Source organism: Pseudomonas kairouanensis, assembly GCF_004682055.1.
GTDB classification, from domain to species: domain Bacteria; phylum Pseudomonadota; class Gammaproteobacteria; order Pseudomonadales; family Pseudomonadaceae; genus Aquipseudomonas; species Aquipseudomonas kairouanensis.
Map to the genome: position 1 here is coordinate 15,993 of NZ_QUZU01000049.1, position 20,121 is coordinate 36,113.

Here is a 20,121-nt window from a genome sequence, read left to right on the forward strand (position 1 = left end):
TATGTAGTGATTCACGACAGGTCTAGAATGTAGACTTATACAGGTAAAGTATTCACACACATGGAGCGGGTATGAAACGCAAGCAGTCCGTCGAACAAGTGCGCTGGGACCTGGCACTTCGCTATCGCCTGATCGAGACCGTCGCCTGGTGGGAAGGCCGCCTGAACACGGGGCACTTGATCCAGAGCTTCGGCATCAGCCGCCAACAGGCGTCCAAGGACATCAACACCTACATGAAGGAGCATGCGCCCCGAAACTTGACATATGACAAGCAACGTAAAGGCTACGTCCCCAGCAAACACTTCAAACCGCTGTTCATCGACGACAGCGCCAGCGCCTACCTGCACCTGCTTTATCAGAACAATGAACGGGCCCTGCACATCGACGGGCTGGCCCTGGCCTACGCCCATACCAAGGTGCTGGAAGTGCCCGACCGGCCGATTCGCCCGCAAGTGCTGCGGCCTCTGCTGGCGGCCTGCCGCGATGGTTTGCGCCTGGAAACCGAGTACGTGTCCCTCAACACCCCGAACGTGGAGATCCGCCTGATCGCGCCCCACACCCTGGTGTACACCGGGATGCGCTGGCATGTGCGCGCCTACTGCGAGAAGAACCGCCAGTACCGGGACTTCGTGCTCAGCCGTCTGCGCGGTGAGCCGGACCTGCTCGACGCGTCGCAGAACACCCAGGCGCTGGACGAGGACTGGAACACCGAGGTGCCGATCATCTTCACTCCCGATGGCCGCTTGAGTACCCCGCAACAGGCGATCATTGAGACCGACTTCGGCATGACCGACGGGCAATTGGTGGTCCCCAGCCGCAGGGCGCTGGTGAAGTACGTGTTGCGTCGCTACCAGGTCGACCCGCGCAACCAGGCCACCAACCCCGAGGCCCAGCAGATTGTGGTGAGCAATATCAAGGAACTGCGGCCATGGCTCATGCATGATTGAGACCCATCTCCCGCCACAGGCGCAGGGCACGCAGGCAGTTGTCGACTTCGGCCGCGAGTAGCTGCCGCGCCAGCAACTGATGCCCCTGCTGCAGGGCAATGGCGCGCACGGTATCGCCCTGGTGGTTCTTCGCGTTCAGATCAAGCCCGTACGCGTGGCAGTGGGTGATGAAGTAGCGAGCGGCCTTCACATGGCCGTTGATCAGCAGCCAATGCAGCGGTGTATTCCCCAGCGCGTCACGATCATTGAGGCTCGCCCCCAGCCGATGGCGGGCTTGCAGGGTTTTGACATTGCCATGGCGCGCCGGCAGGTGGATGAACTTGTCGTGGGGCATAAAGCTGCCTCGACCCGCCCACTGCCGCAGCTGCGGGTCGCTCTTGGCACCGAGGGCCTCCAGGGTGCGCGCACGCTCGCTGCGCCCAAGGCGGTAGGCCAGGTCCAGCGGTGTGTCGCCGGCCAGGTCGCGCTGGTTCAACCCCGGCGTATCAAGGGGCTGCGCCTCATCGAGCAACACCCACAGGTGCCAGTCGCCAAGGCCCAGTTCGGCCAGATCCTCCTTGCGATCAAACACAGTGATCCACCGCGCCATAGCGGATAGCCATGCACAGGCCATTGACCAGGCTCATCTCATGGGGCGTCACGCAACGCACGGCGCTCAGGTCCGGGCTGGCGATGATGCATGCCAGGGACTTGGCGCGGCTGACCGCCACGTTTAGGCGGTTTTTCGAGTATAGAAAACCGATGTCCCGTGGCAGGTAATCCTCGTTGGACGTGGCCATCGACACAATGACAATTTCCGCCTCCTGACCCTGGAACTTGTCCACAGTGCCCACGCGCGCGCCTGCTGGCAGCACCTGCTTGAGCCGTTGCACCTGCAGGTTGTAAGGCGCAACCACCAGGATATTCTCCAAGCCGACGCCGTGCGCCTGGCCCTTGCTGTCGACAAACCGCTGCCGCAAAAAGTACCCGTAAAGTGCCTGGACCTGCGCCGCTTCTTCTTCCGAACTCTGGCTATTGCCATCGTGCTGCACGGGGCAAAACATCAAACCGCTGCTGGGGATGTGCGGCTGCTGACCATCGAGTAGCAATACCCGCCGTTCAGTGCCAGGAGCAGAGGACAACTGCCCTTCGTAGACTGCCTGGGAAATGAACGAACACACCCGAGGATGCATCCGCCAGGTACGCGCGAGGAACACACCGCGGTCCGCCGCAATGGTCGGCGTGCCATCGAGCAGGTAATCGAGGATAGAGTCACCAGAGCGTCCGGGATGCACGCCCTGCACCGGCTGCGATAGCTGCATTTGGTCGCCCATCAACACGATATTGCGCGCCGCCATGCCCATGGTAACCAGGTTCGCCACGCTGACTTGGCCCGCCTCATCGATAAAGAGGTAGTCCAATTGTTCGCTGAACGCCTCGTCCGAGAGGATCCACGCGGTGCCGGCGACCAAAGCGGTCGACGGCCCACAGGCCGCGAGGAACGCCTTTTTGTCACTGAGGGAGCGAATGCAGCGGCCGTTGAATTCATTGCCCTCCCCGTCCGAAGACTTTTTGCAGCCGCTGAAGATGAACCCATCCTCCTCGGCGCGCGCTTCAACCGCCGCCAATAGGTTATGGATAGCCTGGTGCGAGTTGGAGGTCACGCCAATGCGCTTGCCCGCCTTGAGTAGGTCGACGATGACGTGGGAGCCGGTGAAGGTCTTGCCGGTACCCGGCGGCCCCTGGATAAACAGCACACTGTTGTCGAGGTTGCGCACGGCGTGCTTGATCGCTTCCAGCGGCTCCAGGGCTGGATCGAGCAACGCGGCGCCCGGCTCGATGCCCTTGATTCGAGGGGCGCGGCGGTGCAGGAAATCGCTCACCGCCGCGAAGCGCCGCTGGCCGGCCAGCACGCTGTCGGCATAGCGAAACAACGCATCGCGCAGGGCGGCCGTGGAGATCGGTGGGCCGGGGATTGCGTCGAAACGGTCTGACGGGGCGTTTTTCTCAGTGGCCTTGAAAGTGGCCAGGCCCTGCTCGGCATCGAGGTGGTGCAACTCAATTGGAGCAAGGGACTCGGCGATGGCCACCGTGGCACCGTCGCGCAATTTGGTTTCCTGAGGCTCGAAGCGGTATTCGTATAAAAACGACCGCTTGATCGGCTCTGGTGGGGTTTGCGTACGCACCAGCCCAGCCAGGCTTTCGATGTCGTCCAGCAGTTCCTCGGTGCTCATGTCCTGGCGGCTGAACATTTGCCACCAACTGGGCTTGTCGGCGCGACGGTGAAAGTCGAGCAACTGGAAGGTCAGCAGGCGTACCGGGTCTTCGCCATGGGGCCCGTCGAGCAGATGCTGGCGGTAGTGCTCCAGGCGAATTTCCAGGTCAGTCTGCTCAACGACGACCCGTTCACTCGCGGGCTCAGGCGTGGCGAAATTGCCCGTCCCCTCCGGTTTGATACTCAGCAACCAATTGCGCAAAAGGAAAGTGGAACGTACATCTTCTTGGTTGTACTGCTCAATTTGTTCCAGCAGTGCCAAGTCGCCGGTCTCTTTCCAGCGTTCATAAAACACAATGCTGGCGCCCGCGTTGGTGACATCACCTTCGCGCTGCTCCATGTAGAAACGCTCGATGTACTTGATCGAATAGCTGGGCTGCGACACGCGGATGGCCTCGCGCACCACCTTATACAGGTCCACTAGTTTGCCGTTGCGCAACAAACCGTCCACTTGGGCTTCGCGCGTGCCGTGCTGGCTCATCAGGCGCTTGATCGCCGTCTCTTCATAGCTGGCGTAATGGTAGATATGGGCGTTGGGGTAACGCTTGAGGTGGGCAACTACCCAGTCGATGAAGCACTCGAATGCGACTTTTTCTTCATTCCGGGTGTGGGCCCAGAACGGCAGGAAAGTTGGCAGACTACCCTCATCGATATACAGGCCGAAGAGGTATTCCAGCCCCCCCTCCTCCAGGGGGTTGCCCTCCATGTCAAAGAACAGATCCCCTTCGGCTGCAGGCGGCATCCGATTGAAACCGCGACGGTCACCTACCACCGGCAGCCGCTCAAACAAAGGCTCGTGACTTGTGCGCCCCTGAAACTGCAAACGCGCCTGATGACGCAACTTGCTCAACGACTCCCATGGCAGTTTCGGTACGCGCAAGGCATCGGGGCTCTGCGCCAGTTGGCGCAAGGTGGTCACCCCGGCGCCTTGCAGCTTGTTGATTTGCGAACGGCTGATGCCCGCAACGGCCGAGAGGTGATCGTCTCGCTGACGCTGCCCGTCACAGCGCTCGCGCCATGCGCAGAACCCACAATGCCCACAAGGTTCGGGGTAAGTGGTGGGCGGCTCGGCCAGCCGGGTGAAGGCATCGAAGCGTTGCAGCACCTGCTCCAGATAATCGGCGTAGTCCGCGACCCGGAATGCCTGCTCGGTTCGCGCCGCATCCCCCAGTACCACGTACATGAACTGCGGCTGCACGCCCTGGATCGGCACTAACAGGCGCGAATAGAGCGCGGTTTGCACCAGGAACTTGGCCTTGGCGGTTTTGGCCAGCTTGGTGTCGATGACCTCATAACTGAACGCGCCCAGTGTCGACGGCTGCGCCACTTTACGCAGGAAGTCGGCGTGGCCCATTAGGGCGCCGTCCTGCAGCGACGCCTGGAAGATGATATCGACGCCAGCGCGCATGGCCTCAATCGTCAGTTCGACGCGACGCTCGAAACTCGGATCGCCCTCGGCAATGTCGAGAACGTTGGCGTACTCGCTTTTGAGCCGCTGGAAAAAGGCCGCCTCATGGGCCAGCCCCTTGTCCTGGATCAGGCGGTTTTGCTCGCTGTCCTGCGCCTTTGGCATGGGGGTAACGAGATGCTCAAGGTCCAGCGCCGTTAGGTGCTGACATTCGAGAAAACCGCACAGATCGGAGGCGGAGTACAGCCGGGTGCCATTTCGGGTTTGCATGGTTATGCGTATTCCTGTGGCGTGCCCGGTACCGCTGCACGAGGGGTGGACTGGAGCAAGGGCTCAGGCGTCGAGGTTGCAGTCGTGGAAAAACTCCTCGAACAGCGGCGTGGGCAGATGATCGGCGTCGAGCAGGCCGAAGTGTTTGCCGACGTTGCGTCCCACAGCCATCAAGGTTTTTGCGCTGCCGGGTGTGCCGGCGTAGCCCGCGTTCAGAATCGACTCGACCCGTGCATTGAGGCTTGTTTCCCGCTGGTAGGCTCGCCCCGTGATCAACACGTCCACTAGGCAGACGTTATGTCGCTCGTCTCCCAGGGTGAACGGCTCCAGCACCTCGCTGCCGCGCACCGCATACAAGCCGTCCCGGCCACCGGCGACGATGCGCTCAAGGGTTTGGAGGGTGCAATCGAACAGGGCAAATTCATCCATGGAAAACGCAAAGCAGTAGCTCTTGGCAGTCGAGCGCGAAATCGGGCGGTGAGTCGACAGCCAGTCGATAAAGGGGGCTTCATTCGGCTCGCCGCCCTGGCGGCGGTACTCCAGGTAGTCGTTGAGGGTGTGGTTGAAGGTGTGCCCTGGGGGCACCCAGCCGGTGCTGCCAGGTGCGTCACCCTGCTCGTCATCCACCAAGGTTTTCGGCGCTACGCCAAAACAGTTCAGGTCATAACCGAGGATGAACAGGCTGGCTTCGAACGCATGGCAGCGCACGGGCAATGTGCCGTGCTCGGCGAACCAATCGGTGCGTTCAAGCAGTGCGCGGATAATCCAGCCCAGCCTCACCTGCGCGCGGGCCCATGCCGGATAGGAGATCGATGAAAACTGTGGCGCAGCCAAGCCGTTGACAAAATCGCCGGGGTTGCGCAGTTGGCTGCCACGGGCACGCCCGGACGGAAACACCAGCAAGGGCTTGCGGCTACCCGTCCATTGCTGGCGAAACAGCGAGTACAGCATGCCCATCGCGGCCCCCACACGGCTGTCATAGATCGGCGAGCCAGAGGTATCGAGCAGCGCGTGAATCTTGGTGAGGCCCGCATCAAAGCGCTGCACGCTGTGCTCGTTGAGGTTTTCCAGGTCAGTGTCACCATCCAGTGCCATGAGCCCGGCCATCTGACGCAGGTAAGCAGTCAACTCACCCTTGGCCGCCAACCGCTTCAGAAACAGAACCGCCCCGCTCACCCCGCCCCAGCGCAGCACTTGCAGGCAGGCCTGGAGCGCCTGTTTTTCGTCCCCGGCGTGTACCGAACTGGCCAGCCACTCGCGAAGTTGGCCGAGGGAGCGCTGGGTCTGCGCCCAGGTTTGAGCGTCGACCGGATTCTGATGCGTGTCCCGCCAGCTCGCCTTCCAGCGGTAGTGCTGGATGACGTGCTCAAACCCCTGCACGTCCTCACTCACCCCCCCTGGCACAGCGTTGCTGGGTTTGAAGCGCAGGTTGAAGGTGAGTGAGGGCAAACGTACGTGCAACCAGGCAACAAACGCCTCGACTTCAGGTTGAGCGAGGAACTGTTCACGCTTCATTCAGACCGCCTTGCGGGTAATATCGAATGGCCATACCCTATGCAAAACAACAGGCCGCGTCCACGTTGTGTGTACATACAGGTAAACAAAGAGAGCAGGTTATAACGCCCAAGCCAGACGCTTTGCAGACCGTTCAACGTTTACCGCCAACACCTGTCAAGTTTTCAGACATACGCACTCAAGGATCGACCGCCCATGGACCATCAAGTACTCAAGGCCCGTCATCGTCAGGAACGTGAAGGCCACCACCCCAACCTTACTTTGCGTGTACATCGAGCCTTGAGCTGGCTGAACCGCGCCGACCAGACCGAGGATGTCGATGGGCGCTTTATCTTCCTGTGGATCGCTTTCAACTCTGCCTATGCCACCGATATCGATGAGCAATACCGCCTTTCGGAACAGACCACGTTCAAAGCCTTCCTGGACAAACTCTGCGGGCTGGACAGCGACAACCTGATCGAAAACCTGGTGTGGTCCGAGTTTTCCGGCAGCATTCGGGCATTGCTCGACAACCCCTATGTATTTCAGAGCTTTTGGGACCACCAGAACGGCAAGATCAGCGAAGCCCAATGGACCGAACGCTTCACCAGCGGCCGTCGCGCCGCTCAACAAGCCCTGGCCAACCGCAACACGCCCGCCGTGCTCGGCGTGCTGTTCAACCGGATCTACACCTTGCGCAACCAGTTGATGCATGGCGGCGCCACCTGGAACAGCAGCGTCAACCGCGACCAACTGCGCGATTGCTCCAATCTGCTCGGCAAGCTGGTGCCGGTAATTATTTTGCTGATGCTGGATAACCCGCAGACCCTTTGGGGGGATGCGTGTTATCCGGTGGTCAGTTGAAACGGCCGTGAGGGCGAATTGAGTGCAGCCACTGTTTCACACGCCCACAAAGCCCGCATGACGCGGGTTTTGCCTTTTACTCTCAAGCGCCTCAGAAATTCCTCACTCGTTCACGAAATATTCAGAAACACCAACAGATACTAGCCCACTGCAATGACCGCTCTCCCGAGCCGTCCCTCTGCCTTGGTAGCCAACACCCATGACGCGCCCCGCTCCCCTGCTGTTGTTGCTGGTAGGTCTGTTGTTCTTTTTCGCCCTGGGCAAGCACGAACTGCAAGGGTCCACCGAAGCCCGCGTCGCCGGGATCGCCATGGCCATGCACCTGGACAATGACTGGGTGGTGCCGCGCCTGTTTCGCGAGCCCTTCCTGGAAAAACCGCCCCTGAGCCTGTGGCTCGACGCCGGGGCGATTCGGCTGTTTGGCGGTACTCCCTGGGCCGTGCGCCTGGCGTCGGCGTTTGCCGGGTTGTTCAGTGTGATGCTGGTCTACGGGATGCTGCGCCAGTTTGGCCGGCCCAAGGCATTGGCGTTCTGCGCCGCGTTGATCCTGGCGACCATGGCCAGTTTCTGGGGCAACGTGCGCGGTGTGGGCGAAGATGCATTGCTCACCCTCGGTGTGACCACAGCGTTGCTGGCGTTTTACCAAGCCGTGCGCCCTGATCGCCAAGGGTCGAGCGCCTGGGCCTGGGCGCTGTTTACCGCTGGCATGGTGATCGCCACCCTGAGCAAAGGTGTGCTGGGCCTGGCGATGCCGGGCATGGTGATTTTCGGGTACCTGGCCGTGACCTGCGCGATGGACAGGCGCCTGCACATCGGTCATTGGCTCAAGCCAGGGCTGTTGACCTTGCTGGCGTTGGTGCCGCTGATGATCTGGCTGGGGTTTCTGTACCAGCGCGGCGGCCTGCAGGCGGTGGGGGAAGTGCTGTGGACCAACAGCGTCGGGCGGTTCAGCGGCTCATTCGTCGAAGCCGGGCATTACGAGCCCTTCTACTACTACATTGCCAAGCTGCCCCAGGCGTTTTTGCCGTGGAATATCCTGGTGTACCTGGGCCTGTGGCATTTTCGTAAAAGCCTGATGCGCAATCGCTACCGCCTGTTTTTCAGTGTGTGGCTGGTGGCGCAGTTCACCCTGCTGACGCTGGCCTCCAGCAAGCGCACTGTCTATTTGATGTGCCTTACCCCGGCCGCTGCCGTGCTTGCGGCCGAATATGCCCTGGTGGTGCTGCACTGGCTTGAGGATCGCAAACCCGGCCTGTATCGCTACCATCGTCACGGGGTCGTCGGGGTATTTGCCGTGCTGTTTGCCAGCTACCTGAGCACCGCCTTCTGGTTTGCACCCAGGGCAGACAAGCGCGAGTCCTTCGTGCCGGTGATCAGCCAGGTCCAGGCGTTGCAGGCACAAGGGCGGGAGGTGGCGCTGTTTCAGCCGAACGAACGTATTGCCGGCGCCGGGGTGTTCTATATGCAGGCTTATGTGCCGATCCTGCAAACCGAGCCCGAGCTGCGGGCCTTCCTCAGCGCCAGACCGGGCAACGTTGCATTGCTCGATCACACCAACGGGCTGGCGCAGAAGGTGACCGTCATCCGGCAGATGGCAATCAGCCGCCAGCCTTACTACTTCGTCCAGCAGTAAGGCCGGCGCGGGGCATCAATGCTTGGTGACCTTGTCCAGGTAACCCATGGCAAATGCCGAGACCACGAAGGTCATGTGGATGATCACGTACCACATCAAGTGCTGGGGATCGACGTTCTTGGCGTCCATGAAAATGCGCAGCAGGTGGATGGACGAAATCGCCACGATGGAGGCCGCCACTTTCATCTTCAGCGACGAAGAATCCATGGTGCCCAGCCAGTTGAGTTTCTCTTTGTTGTCATCGATATCCAGCTGCGAGACGAAGTTTTCGTAGCCGGAAATCATCACCATCACCAGCAGGCCGCCCACCAGCGCCATGTCGATCAACGACAGCAGCAGCAGGATCACGTCGGCTTCGAGCATGGAAAACACGTTGGGCAACACATGGATGATTTCCTGGAAGAACTTCAGCGCCAGGATCAGCAGGCCCAGGGACAACCCCAGGTAGATCGGCGCCAGCAGCCAGCGTGAGGCGTACATCGTATTTTCGATAAAGCGTTCCATGGGACCTCATACAGCGTGGCTAAAAATGGCGGCGAGTATACCAGCCGCTACAAGACACCTGTAACCACGACAAAACTGACCCAGGCGGCATCTGTAAGAGAATTTTTCTGCTAGTGTCGAGCCCATCAAATCGGCTCGATGACGTCGGACAGGAAAAACTCAGATGATGGATGTGCGATCTCCTTTGGCCAGCATCGGCCTGTGTGCGCTGTTGCTGATGGCCAGCGGCTGCTCCCCCAAGGATGAACATAAGCAGCAGGCCACCCTCGAAGAGAAAACTGCAACGTTCGAACAGTCGCTGGACAAGATCCAGGACCCCAAGCTGCGCGACGCCATCGCCGATCTCGGCGGCTCGCTGCTGTTGCTGGAACGGGCGCGGGTCAAGCTCGCCGACAAACCCATCGAGGCCGAATACGGTGAAGACGCCCTGGCCCTGCTCAGGCACTACCCCACGCCCCAGGCGCTGGTAGACACCTACATCAATGGCCTGTTCGTACTACGCCGGACCTCGCATTCCGACTACCTGACAGATTTACAGCCAGTCTTCCCGTTCAGCTTCAACAGCCCCGACCAGTTCCCCTTCCCCCACGGCCTGGAATGGCAGTCGGTAACCTTGAGCAACGATAAAGTCATTCCCTTTCAGCCGGAGTGGTCAGAAACCGACCCCGGCATCCAGTTGAGCCCCAGCAGCTCCAACCTGACCAACCCGGATGACCTGACGGTAACCTACCCGTTTATCGAGGGCGTCGAGACAGAGAACAAAAGCCAGCCACAGCCCGTCAGCCTCAAAGGCGCAATAGAGGTGGTGGCACCGGGCAAGGTGTTGACCTTCGACCTGTCGAAAAAGGATGTGGGCCACAAGCGCACCGAGGGCAACATCACCCTCAACCTGCTGTTGCTGGAAAAGAACTACGCCGAAATCGAACTGACCAACAGCGCACCACTGGCACCGGAGGTCGGTGAAGACTCCCCCAACCCGTTGCTGGTACAGGCGCGTGACAGCACCGGGCAATTTCTGACCCGCTCAGGCTCGATCAACGAAAGTGCGGCCCAGGTGGCGTTCTATGAGAAACAACTGGCCGAGATGCAAAAGCAGCAAGCCTGGTCCGATACCTTCGAAAAACAGCTCACCGACGAACAGAAAGCCTTCGAGCACAAACAAAGCAGCCATTACGCCAAGGTGTATTTCAATGGTGTGATCGATAACCTGCAGGTCAACGTGCTGGATTTTTCCACGGCCACCCTCACCCGCAAGGACCTCGACCTGCCGGTGATGCGCTTTGATAAAAACAGCCTGCAACAGACCGTGCAGGCCTTGCCGATGCCCGTCACCGTGTATGACGACGGCGCCGCCAGCTGGCTCAAAGACGCTTCACTGACCGAAGACCAATTGAAAAACAGTGTCACCATCAGCCAGTCCACCGAAGATGCCAGCGCCGCCCATATCGTGTTCGACCACCCCTTCACCTTCAACGACGACCTGGTGGGCGCCGAGCGCAGCAGCGGCGAATCACCGGTGACCTTTTTCACCGCCGACGACAAGGGTGAGCGCGGCGAGCCCATTGAGTTGCCCGCTGAAGCCTACGAACTGAACCCCAGCCGGGGCACCCTGACCTACGACCTCAACCTGTTCCCCGAAAACCCGGCCTTTGTGGTCGGCTCGATCCCGCTGTTCCTGGCCAATATCGAAAAAGCCACGATCGATGCTGCCAAGTTGCCCAATGGGCTGACGCTCAAAGACAACGCACTGGTGGTCGATCAAAAGCAATTCCCGGCCGACAGTTGGCGCTTCTATGCCAAGGACGCCAGCGGCAACTACCTCAAGGAGATCCTCGGGGTGAGCCACCGCGCCGAGGAGTACGGCACGGCTACCTTTGATGTGCATTATTTTTATGGCCAGCCGACCACCCTGGAAAGTTACCAGCGCACCGACCTGAGCACCGTGCAATACGGTTTCGAGGTCAAGCTGGACAAACCAGTGGCCCAATGACGTTCAGTGCTGTGTGTCACTGAGGGCTGCTGTGCGTCCGCCATTGAGTTGTCGCAGATGGGCCTGCATGTGCAGGCACCAGATCTGTGGGTCGCCCGCCGTCTCGTAGCCGTGCAGCGTGAGGCTGTCGACAATGGATTGCAGAATGGTTTCGGCGACGAAAGGCCCATGGAACGGGCCTTGGGACTTGATGGTGGAGGGCTGTTCGCCGGTCATTCCGGCGGCAAACAATAGGGTCCACATCCCGTTATCCCCCGCGAGAGGGCGAATGGAGCATTCGATACGGGTGACCAGGCCCAGGCACTGGCGGGTAAGGCAAAGGTTGCGCGGCATGGCGGCGACCCTCGGTAGATCGGTGTTCAACCTCAGCCCTTGGCGAGGCTGTCTCTGTCCTGCGACCCCTGTAGAGATCCCTTGAGCTGAGAATAGAAGAAAACCACAACAAACCAAGGTTGTAGGGACCAACGGGCGTTGGGCCCCCAACCCTGAGTCAATTTCATGACATGCGCCCAATTTATCAAACCTCACCGCAGACCTAATGTGGGAGGGGGCTTGCTCCCTCCCACATTAGGTCTGCGGTGAGGCGAGAATCAGGTGGGCTTGGCCTCGGCCAGCGCCTGCTGCGCCAACTCCTTCTCAGCTTCCTTCAAGTCTTCTTCGCTGATCATCTCCGCAATCACCCGCAGACGCTCCACCACCCGCGCATTCACTGAGCCTTCGGGGAACTGCCCTTCAGCATCCGGCTCACCGGCTGGCTCGCCCACCAACAGGCTCAAGGCCTCATCCGCCTGGCGCACTGCATAGATATGGAACTGCCCGGCACGCACGGCCTGCAGCACCTTCTCATCGAGCATCAGCGTGGCGACGTTGGCCTGGGGAATGATCGCCCCCTGTTCGCCCGTCAACCCGCGGGCTTCACACAGGCGGAAGAAGCCTTCGATCTTCTCGTTGACCCCACCCACCGCCTGCACTTCACCAAACTGGTTGATCGAGCCGGTGATGGCAAAGCATTGCTTGAGAGGCGTCTTCGACAGGGCCGAAATCAAGGTGCAGGCCTCGCCCAGGGATGCGCTGTCACCGTCCACGTAACCGTACGACTGCTCCAGCGCGATACTCGCCGAGATCGCCAGCGGAAATTCCTGGGCATAACGGCTGCCCAGGTAACCGGTGAGGATCATCACGCCCTTGGAGTGGATCGGCTGGCCGAGGTTGACCTCACGCTCGATGTCGACAATACCGCTGCCGCCTGGATACACCGTAGCGGAAATCCGCGCGGGTACACCGAAGGCCGAGTCGCCCACTTCCAGTACCGTCAGCCCGTTGCACTTGCCCACGGCGGCCCCGGCGGTGTCGATCAGGATGACCCCGGCAAGCATGTCGTCCAGAATCCGCGCCGACACGCGCCCGGTACGCGTGGCCTTGGCCTTGAGAGCACGCTCGATATGGCCGGCATCAGTCATTTCGTCGCCCGCCAGGTGACGAATGAAATCCGCCTCGCTCACCAGCTGGAACAAATCGCCAATACGCGCCGACAAACGGCCCTGGTGCTCTGCCAAACGTGCGCTGTAAGTGGCCAGGCGCGCCACCGCATCGGAGGTCAGCGGCGCCATGCCTTCTTCCGAGGTGCGGGTTTTGAGCAACTGCGCGAACTGCTCCAGGCTCTCGTCCACCATCGGGATGTCTTCGTCGAAGTCCACCAGGACGCGGAACATCTCCTGGAAGTCCGGATCGGCGTCCTGCAGCGCGTAGTACAGCTGGCGTGAACCAATGATGATGACCTTGACCTGCAACGGGATCATCTGCGGGTTGAGGGTCACGGTGGCCAGACGGCCCAGCTCGCCCAGGGGCGATTCCATTTTCAGCTTGCGCGATTGCAGGGAACGCTTGAGGGCGTCCCACACAAAGGGCTCGCCGAGCATTTTTTCGGCCTCAAGGATCAGAAAGCCGCCGTTGGCGCGGTGCAACGCGCCGGGGCGCAGTTGGCGATAGGTGGTGTACAGCGCGCCCTGGTCGGTGCTGTATTCGATACGGCCGAACAGGTTGTCGTAGGTCGGGTGCGGCTCGAACACCACCGGGGCGCCGCCGTTGACCGGGTGGCCCACCACCAGGCTTGGGCAGTATTGCTCTTCGAGCAGCTTGCGCGCCTGGGCGTCGGTCTTGGCGTCGTCCACCAATTGCTCGACCACGGTCTTGAGCAAGTACACCTGCATGGCTTGCAGATAGCCGCATACTGCCGCGTTTTCTGCGTACTTTTCCGACAGCGGTGCGAGTAAAGGCTGTAGGGCCAGGGTGATGGTTTCTTCGTTGAACTGGCGCAGTTGGTTGTTGGACTCACGCTTCCACTGCGGCAGGCTGGCCAGTTCTTCGTTGAGGCGCTCTTCCAGCTCGGAGATATCGGTGTGGAAGCGCTCGCGGTCGGCTTCCGGCAGTTGCGAAAACTCAGCTTCGTCCAGCGCCTTGCCGTCGAGCATCGGGGTGAAGGCGATATTCGTGCTGTCGCGGTACAGCGCCACGTCCTTTTCCAGGGCCAGACGTTCGATCACGTCCAGGGCCTTGTCGTAGCGCTGGTTGAAGGCGCGGTCGATGGCGCTTTTGCGTTGCTGGTAAGTCGGGTGTTCGAAGACCGCCGGGAAAGTGGCCACCAGGTTGTCGATCAAGCCGTTGATGTCGCTGATGAAGGCCGCCGCGCCCCCTGCGGGCAACTCCAGTGCACGGGGCTCGCGAGGCTCATCGAAATTATTCACGTAGACCCAGTCCGCCGGGGTCTGCAGGCGCTTGCCTTCGGCCTTCAGGTAGCGTTTGACGAACGAAAAGCGGCCAGTACCGGGCTCGCCCATGACAAACACGTTGTAACCGGGGCGTGGCATGGCCACACCGAACTGCAAGGCTTCAACCGCACGTTCCTGGCCAAGCACACCGCGAAAGGGCTCCAAATCATTGGTGGTCGAGAAGCTGAACTGTTCAGCGGAAAAAGGACGGGTCAGCGCTTCGGGCGCTAGACGCAAGCTGGCAGCAACAGGATCAGGCATCGGGCTTCCTTACATCAGGCGGGGCAGATGACGGCATTCTGGCTCTCGCTTGCGCGCTCTGGCAAGGCGCGTCGTTGGGAAAGCGTGAGCTCGGAACAGGTCCTACAAAAAAATCGCGATAACGCTGATTGTTTTATAAAAAAACACGGAACCCCTGGAACGTGCCTAAACTCCAAACTGCGCGGGTTGGACTAATAACCGATCCCTCAGGGCGCTGCGACGCGCCTGAACCCTTGTCCATTGGTTTGCACACAAAGAGAACAAAGCTATGAAACGGATCCTTCTCGGTACTCTTTTCACCGTCGTCTCCCTCAATGCAATGGCAGAAGCACCAGGTGGCCCGAACTGCGGTTGGGGCAACATGTTGTTCGAAGGCCAGCGCGGCACTCCAGCTCACTTCCTGGCGTCCACCACCAACGGCACTTCGGGTAACGCCACCTTCGGCATGACCTCGGGCACCAACGGTTGCAGCACCAACAGCGCCCTGACCTACGGCGGCAAGTCCTGGATTGCCATGAATGGCATGATGAACGAGCTGTCCGAAGACATGGCCAAGGGTAACGGCGAAGCGCTGACCACCTACGCCGTGGTATTGGGTGTGGCTCCGGAAGATCGCGAGCACTTCGCGGCCGTGACCCACGAACACTTCCAGCAAATCTTCAGCAAAGCTGACGTGACCGCTGACGACGTGCACAACAACACCATTGCAGTACTGAAAAGTGATGCGCGCCTGGCGAAATACGCTACCCAGGCTTAAGCTCGACCGGCCCGCGCCTCCCCAGGCGCGGGTTTTATTTTTGGGCCCGCCTCCCCTTTGGGTCTCACTTTTTCCGACTTAAGTTGCCCCTATGCTCAAACGCTTTGCCTGGATGGCACTCTTCGCCTGCGCCCCGCTGTACGCGGCCCCGCATCTTGATGATCAACGTTTGCAGCAATTGGCCAATGATCCGTTCTGGCTGTCTTTGGGCCATTACGAGGCCGGTAAAATCAGTGGCTGGCGCAGTTATGTCAGCGACCAGAAGTTCTTCCTCGCCGCCGACGGTGCCCACCACCCGGACGCCGAACTCAAGGCCACGGTTGAAGCGCTGTATGCGCCCGCCAGCCTCGGTGAAAAACACGCCCAATGCGTGTACCCCGCACGTACCCGCTGGCTCAAGGATCAGTTGCACCTCACTGACCTGCCCGCCGTGGACTGCACAGAATTCAAGCAATGGTTCAAGGATGTCGCCCCCCATAGCGCGGTGATGATCTTCCCGGCGGCCTACCTCAACAGCCCGTCGTCAATGTTCGGCCACACCCTGCTGCGCATCGACCAGGCTGACGTACAGAGCAACAACACCGCCCTGCTCAGCTATGCGATCAACTTCGGCGCCTATATCGAGGGCTCCGACAACAGCATCCTGTATGCCTGGAAAGGCCTGATGGGCGGTTACCCCGGCCTGTTCGCCCTGGTGCCCTACCAGGAAAAACTCTCCGAATACCGCAGCCTTGAGAACCGCGACCTGTGGGAATACCGCCTGAATCTCACCCAGGTCGAAACCGAGCGCATGGTCGAGCATGTGTGGGAACTCAAGCAGATCCAGTTCGACTACTTCTTTTTCGATGAGAACTGCTCCTATCGCTTGCTCGAACTGCTGCAAGTGGCTCGCCCCGGCCTGCGCCTGACCGAGCAATTCCCGCTGACGGCGATTCCCACCGATACGGTCAAGGCCGTGAAAGAGGCCGGGCTGGTAGAGAAAATCGACTACCGCCCCTCCCGCGAGCGCGAGTTGCTGGAGCGAGCCAAGCCGCTCGATGGCGACGAGCAAGCGTGGGTACTCAAAGTCAGCGATGACCAGAAGCAATTGCAGGAACCCGCGTTCAAGGCCCTGCCCCGTGAGCGTCAGGCCCTGATCATCGATGCCGCCTACCGCCTGGGCCGCTACCGCGCCAATGGCCTGGAGCGCGACACCGCACGCTCCCAACGCAGCTTCGAACTGTTGCGCGCCATCAACCAGAACCCGGCGCCCGACTTGAAGATAGAGCCACCGGGCCTGCCGGAAAACGGCCACGAGTCGCGCACCTGGCAAGCCGGCATCGGCACTCGGGGTGACAAGGCCTACGGCGAATACGGCCTGCGCATGGCCTACCACGACCTCAACGACAACGCCGAAGGCTTCCCCTTGGGCGCGCAGATCGAAATCCTGCAGATGAAACTGCGCCAGTACGAAGGCAACCACTGGCAACTGCAGCAACTGGACCTGGCCACCATCCGCTCCCTGACCCCGCGTAATGCCCTGCTGCAACCGTGGTCATGGCAAGTCACCGGCGGCCTGGAGCGCGTGCCCGGCAAACACGACGACGAAACCCTAGTGGCCCACGTCAATGGCGGTGCCGGCGGCACCTGGCAACTGCGCGACGACATGCTCGGCTTCGCCCTGGGCACCGTGCGCGTGGAGCACAACAACGACTTCAGCGAAGCCATCTCCCCCGCTGCGGGCTTCAACACTGGCGTACTGTGGAGAAACCCACTGGGCAACCTGAGCCTGGAGGCAAAGGGCGACTTTTTCACCAATGGTGAAGTGCGCCGCAGTATCAGCCTGAACCAGCAGTGGGAATTGTCGCGCAACCTGGGCCTGCGCTTGAGCGCACAGCGCGAGTACAGCCACTTATCAACGCCAGTCAATGAAGTGATGCTTGAAGTGAAGTGGTATCACTACTGACTCAAGCCTGGCAGAGATCAAATGTGGGAGGGGGCAGGCCCCTCCTACACCTAATCCGCATCTAGACGGTAGCGCTGCGTATGCCAGAGAGTCAGAGCAAGTGTTGGTATAGTAAAATTTGAAATCCATCATGAACATCGAAACTTTGATGGTGGCGATATTGATAACCTGACAATAGTAACGACCAAATATAACTTTGAAATTCATAGTACAGACAAGAACAATGACTAACCAAATTAGCGACTATACAGAAGATCAATTCCTCGAATTTACACGGAATTTATACTTTAACAACAAAGCTATATTCCCAACCGAAGACGATCATATTAAGGCTGTTCTTGAATTCAAACGTCTGACCGAGCACCCAAGCGGCTCCGATCTTCTTTATTATCCAGACGGACATAGAGAAGACAGCCCCGAAGGTGTGGTTAAGGAGGTAAAAGAGTGGCGAGCCGCTAACGGTAAGCCAGGCTTCAAAATCGCCTAACTTAAGTCAGTTGAACTGGTCACCGATTCAATTTCGGTGACCGGGCTTTCTGTTTGTGAGCGGCCGATCATCTAGCTTGCATCTTTCTCACCTCCCTTTCACACCGTCCCGACAATTCTCTATCTAGACTCTCCCCATCAGCCGTGAAACGGCCAGGGAGTACGCCATGTGGCGGTATGCGCTAATGCTGTGTGCGGTGGTGGGGCTGGCGGGTTGCCAGTCTACCCATCAGGATTTATTGGCCAAGGGCTATCCCCCTGCCTTTGCCGATGGCTTTGATGATGGCTGCAGCAGCGGCCGACAGGCTGCGGGGGTGATCACGGGTGAGTTTCGCAAGAATGTGCCGCGTTATCTGAAAGACAGGCAATACGCCGAAGGCTGGGAAGACGGCTTTCGCCAGTGCAAGGCCATGCGTGAGAACGAAGAGTTGCGCGACTACAAGGACAATCACTGGGACGACCGTGAACGCGCCTGGCAACAGGAAAAAGACCGCGACGCCGCCAGGGCTTATCGCTCGCAATAGGTCGCTTTCAGACATCCATCGAAACTAAAGCGCGGCGAACATGGCCCAAACTCCATTGAGGGAGATCAGCATGAGCCGAGCTTTTGTAAACGAGGACAACGCTGCCGCCCAGGCTGACCAGCCGGTGGAGCGCCAGGTCAGTGAGCAGCCCAATCGCGTTACCGCGCAGGGGTTGGTGCAGCTGCAGGCCAAGGTGGCGCAGTTGCAGCACGCGTACAGCATGGCCTCTGCCAAGGACGACAAGCAGCGCCAGGCGGATCTTGAAAGGGATTTGCGCTACTTCAACCAGCGGGTGCAAAGCGCTCAGGTGGTGGCGCCGGCCACGTCCACCGACAAGGTGCAGATCGGCAGTTGGGTGACCTTCGCCAACGAGCAGGATGAGCAGCAGCGCATCCAGTTGGTGGGCGAAGATCAGGCCGACGCCACGGCAGGCCTGATCAACTGGGGTTCGCCTCTGGGCCGCGCATTGCTGGGGGCCCAGGTGGGTGACGAGGTGCTGTGGAAGCGCCCCGTCGGCGATCAAATGATCGAAGTGCTGCGCATCGAGCCCGAGGTTTAGACGATGCCTTGGGCCAGCATTGCATCGGCCACTTTCACGAAGCCTGCGATGTTCGCGCCTTTTACGTAGTTGATCCGGCCGTTTTCTTCGCCGTAGTGCACACACGCGTGGTGGATCGACTGCATGATGTTGTGCAGCTTGCTGTCCACTTCACCGGCGGTCCACAACAGGCGCATGGCGTTCTGCGACATTTCCAGGCCACTGACGGCCACGCCACCGGCGTTGGAGGCTTTGCCCGGCGCGAACAAGATGCCCGCCTCGATAAAGATATCCACAGCCTCAAGGGTGGTGGGCATGTTGGCCCCTTCGGCCACGCAGGTGCAGCCGTTGCGCAGCAAGGTGCGGGCGGCTTCGGCGTCGAGTTCATTCTGGGTCGCGCAGGGCAGCGCGATGTCGCAGGCCAGTTCCCATGGTGTTTTACCCTTGCGGAATTCCAGGCCAAAACGCTCGGCCAATTCGCTGATGCGACCACGCTGGACGTTTTTCAGCTCCAGCAGGGCCGACCATTGTTCTTCGGTCAAACCGCTTTCGGCGTACAGGGTGCCCTCGGAGTCGGACAGGGAGATCACTTTGCCACCCAGGTCCATGACCTTGCGCGCCGCGTACTGCGCCACGTTGCCGGAGCCAGAAACCGCCACGCGCTTGCCTTCAACCCGCTGGCCGTTGCGCTTGAGCATTTCTTCGGCGAAGTACACGCAGCCGAAACCGGTAGCTTCCGGGCGGATCAGGCTGCCGCCGTAGGTCATGCCCTTGCCGGTCAGTACGGAGGTGAACTGGTTGCTCAGGCGCTTGTACTGGCCAAACATAAAGCCGATTTCACGGGCGCCCACGCCGATATCACCAGCGGGTACGTCCACGTCTGCGCCGATATGGCGGTACAGCTCACTCATAAACGACTGACAGAAACGCATCACTTCAGCGTCGCTCTTGCCCTTGGGGTCGAAGTCCGAGCCGCCTTTGCCGCCGCCCATGGGCAGGGACGTCAGGGAGTTCTTGAAGGTCTGCTCGAAGGCGAGGAACTTGAGAACCCCCAGGTTCACCGACGGGTGGAAGCGCAAACCACCTTTGTACGGGCCGATGGCGCTGTTCATCTGGATACGGAAACCGCGATTGACCTGGACCTTGCCGTGATCATCCACCCACGAAACCCGGAAGGTAATGGCGCGTTCCGGCTCGCAAATGCGCTCCAGAATGCCCGAGGTCAGGTAGTGGGGGTTGGCTTCCAGAAACGGCCACAGACTGCGTAACACCTCTTCCACGGCTTGGTGGAATTCAGGCTGGTCCGGGTCGCGCTTTTTGAGGCGGGCAAGGAAGGATTCGACGGATTCGATCATAGAAAGTCTCGGCAGATTTTTAGTTTTTAACGGAGATTGGGCCGGACTTTATCAATTCATTTCGCACTGCGACAGGGCAAAATGTCGCCTTTGTGAATTTAAATGGTGCATTTGATATAAATA

The 20,121-nt window shown here is 60.0% G+C and carries 16 protein-coding genes; 9 read left to right on the plus strand and 7 right to left on the minus strand.

Features of this window, described 5'->3' with window-relative positions:
* The first annotated feature begins 71 nt into the window (after window positions 1–71).
* Entirely contained in the window at window positions 72–947 is an 876-nt protein-coding gene (locus tag DYL59_RS26795; RefSeq protein WP_135291852.1) for a BrxR family helix-turn-helix transcriptional regulator, read from the plus strand.
* On the opposite strand, the gene DYL59_RS26800 is transcribed toward DYL59_RS26795, so the two are convergent.
* The 3 genes from DYL59_RS26800 to DYL59_RS26810 form a co-directional block, all read right to left on the minus strand.
* Window positions 934–1,518: an ankyrin repeat domain-containing protein gene (locus DYL59_RS26800; protein ID WP_238340772.1), complete on the minus strand. Its 585-nt coding sequence runs from the start codon at window positions 1,516–1,518 to the stop codon at window positions 934–936. The genes DYL59_RS26795 and DYL59_RS26800 overlap by 14 nt on opposite strands.
* On the minus strand, window positions 1,511–4,879 hold the full coding sequence (locus tag DYL59_RS26805; RefSeq protein WP_135291854.1) for a TM0106 family RecB-like putative nuclease: 3,369 nt from the start codon (window positions 4,877–4,879) through the stop codon (window positions 1,511–1,513). Before DYL59_RS26805 ends, DYL59_RS26800 begins: the two co-directional genes overlap by 8 nt.
* 63 nt (window positions 4,880–4,942) lie before the next feature.
* Window positions 4,943–6,394: a hypothetical protein gene (locus tag DYL59_RS26810; RefSeq protein WP_135291855.1), complete on the minus strand. Its 1,452-nt coding sequence runs from the start codon at window positions 6,392–6,394 to the stop codon at window positions 4,943–4,945.
* Window positions 6,395–6,589: 195 nt separating this feature from the next.
* On the opposite strand from DYL59_RS26810, the gene DYL59_RS26815 reads away from it, so the two are divergent.
* Complete coding sequence (locus tag DYL59_RS26815) at window positions 6,590–7,237, plus strand: HEPN domain-containing protein (protein ID WP_135291856.1); 648 nt, start codon at window positions 6,590–6,592, stop codon at window positions 7,235–7,237.
* 199 nt (window positions 7,238–7,436) lie between these two features.
* Complete coding sequence (locus DYL59_RS26820) at window positions 7,437–8,870, plus strand: ArnT family glycosyltransferase (protein WP_135291857.1); 1,434 nt, start codon at window positions 7,437–7,439, stop codon at window positions 8,868–8,870.
* Window positions 8,871–8,885: 15 nt separating this feature from the next.
* Here DYL59_RS26820 and DYL59_RS26825 read toward each other — a convergent pair whose 3' ends face one another.
* Window positions 8,886–9,374: a TIGR00645 family protein gene (locus tag DYL59_RS26825; protein WP_093514377.1), complete on the minus strand. Its 489-nt coding sequence runs from the start codon at window positions 9,372–9,374 to the stop codon at window positions 8,886–8,888.
* Window positions 9,375–9,537: 163 nt separating this feature from the next.
* Between DYL59_RS26825 and DYL59_RS26830 the strand changes: the two genes are divergently transcribed.
* Window positions 9,538–11,364: a hypothetical protein gene (locus DYL59_RS26830; RefSeq protein ID WP_135291858.1), complete on the plus strand. Its 1,827-nt coding sequence runs from the start codon at window positions 9,538–9,540 to the stop codon at window positions 11,362–11,364.
* 3 nt (window positions 11,365–11,367) lie between these two features.
* Here the strand turns inward: DYL59_RS26830 and DYL59_RS26835 are convergent, their stop codons facing one another.
* Together DYL59_RS26835 and DYL59_RS26840 are read right to left on the minus strand one after the other, a co-directional pair.
* A complete protein-coding gene (locus tag DYL59_RS26835) occupies window positions 11,368–11,697 on the minus strand; it encodes a PA4575 family protein (RefSeq protein WP_135291859.1) in 330 nt (109 codons plus the stop codon).
* Window positions 11,698–11,954: 257 nt separating this feature from the next.
* On the minus strand, window positions 11,955–14,393 hold the full coding sequence (locus DYL59_RS26840) for a Lon protease family protein (protein WP_135291860.1): 2,439 nt from the start codon (window positions 14,391–14,393) through the stop codon (window positions 11,955–11,957).
* Between the two features lie 268 nt (window positions 14,394–14,661).
* On the opposite strand from DYL59_RS26840, the gene DYL59_RS26845 reads away from it, so the two are divergent.
* From DYL59_RS26845 to DYL59_RS26865, 5 genes are all read left to right on the plus strand, one after another.
* Window positions 14,662–15,150, plus strand: a complete 489-nt coding sequence (locus DYL59_RS26845; protein WP_015885974.1) for a DUF3015 domain-containing protein — start codon at window positions 14,662–14,664, stop codon at window positions 15,148–15,150.
* 91 nt (window positions 15,151–15,241) lie between these two features.
* Complete coding sequence (locus DYL59_RS26850) at window positions 15,242–17,095, plus strand: Lnb N-terminal periplasmic domain-containing protein (protein ID WP_135291861.1); 1,854 nt, start codon at window positions 15,242–15,244, stop codon at window positions 17,093–17,095.
* Between the two features lie 223 nt (window positions 17,096–17,318).
* Window positions 17,319–17,582 carry a bacteriocin immunity protein gene (locus DYL59_RS26855; protein ID WP_135291862.1) on the plus strand — a complete coding sequence of 88 codons (264 nt, stop codon included), beginning with the start codon at window positions 17,319–17,321 and terminating at the stop codon, window positions 17,580–17,582.
* A 166-nt stretch (window positions 17,583–17,748) separates the two neighbouring features.
* The gene (locus DYL59_RS26860; RefSeq protein WP_135291863.1) at window positions 17,749–18,105 is read left to right on the plus strand and encodes a hypothetical protein; all 357 of its coding nucleotides are present in this window, start codon (window positions 17,749–17,751) and stop codon (window positions 18,103–18,105) included.
* A 70-nt stretch (window positions 18,106–18,175) separates the two neighbouring features.
* Entirely contained in the window at window positions 18,176–18,664 is a 489-nt protein-coding gene (locus tag DYL59_RS26865; protein ID WP_135291864.1) for a GreA/GreB family elongation factor, read from the plus strand.
* Here DYL59_RS26865 and gdhA read toward each other — a convergent pair.
* Window positions 18,661–19,998, minus strand: a complete 1,338-nt coding sequence (gene gdhA, locus DYL59_RS26870) for an NADP-specific glutamate dehydrogenase (RefSeq protein WP_135291865.1) — start codon at window positions 19,996–19,998, stop codon at window positions 18,661–18,663. The genes DYL59_RS26865 and gdhA overlap by 4 nt on opposite strands.
* Window positions 19,999–20,121: the final 123 nt, after the last annotated feature.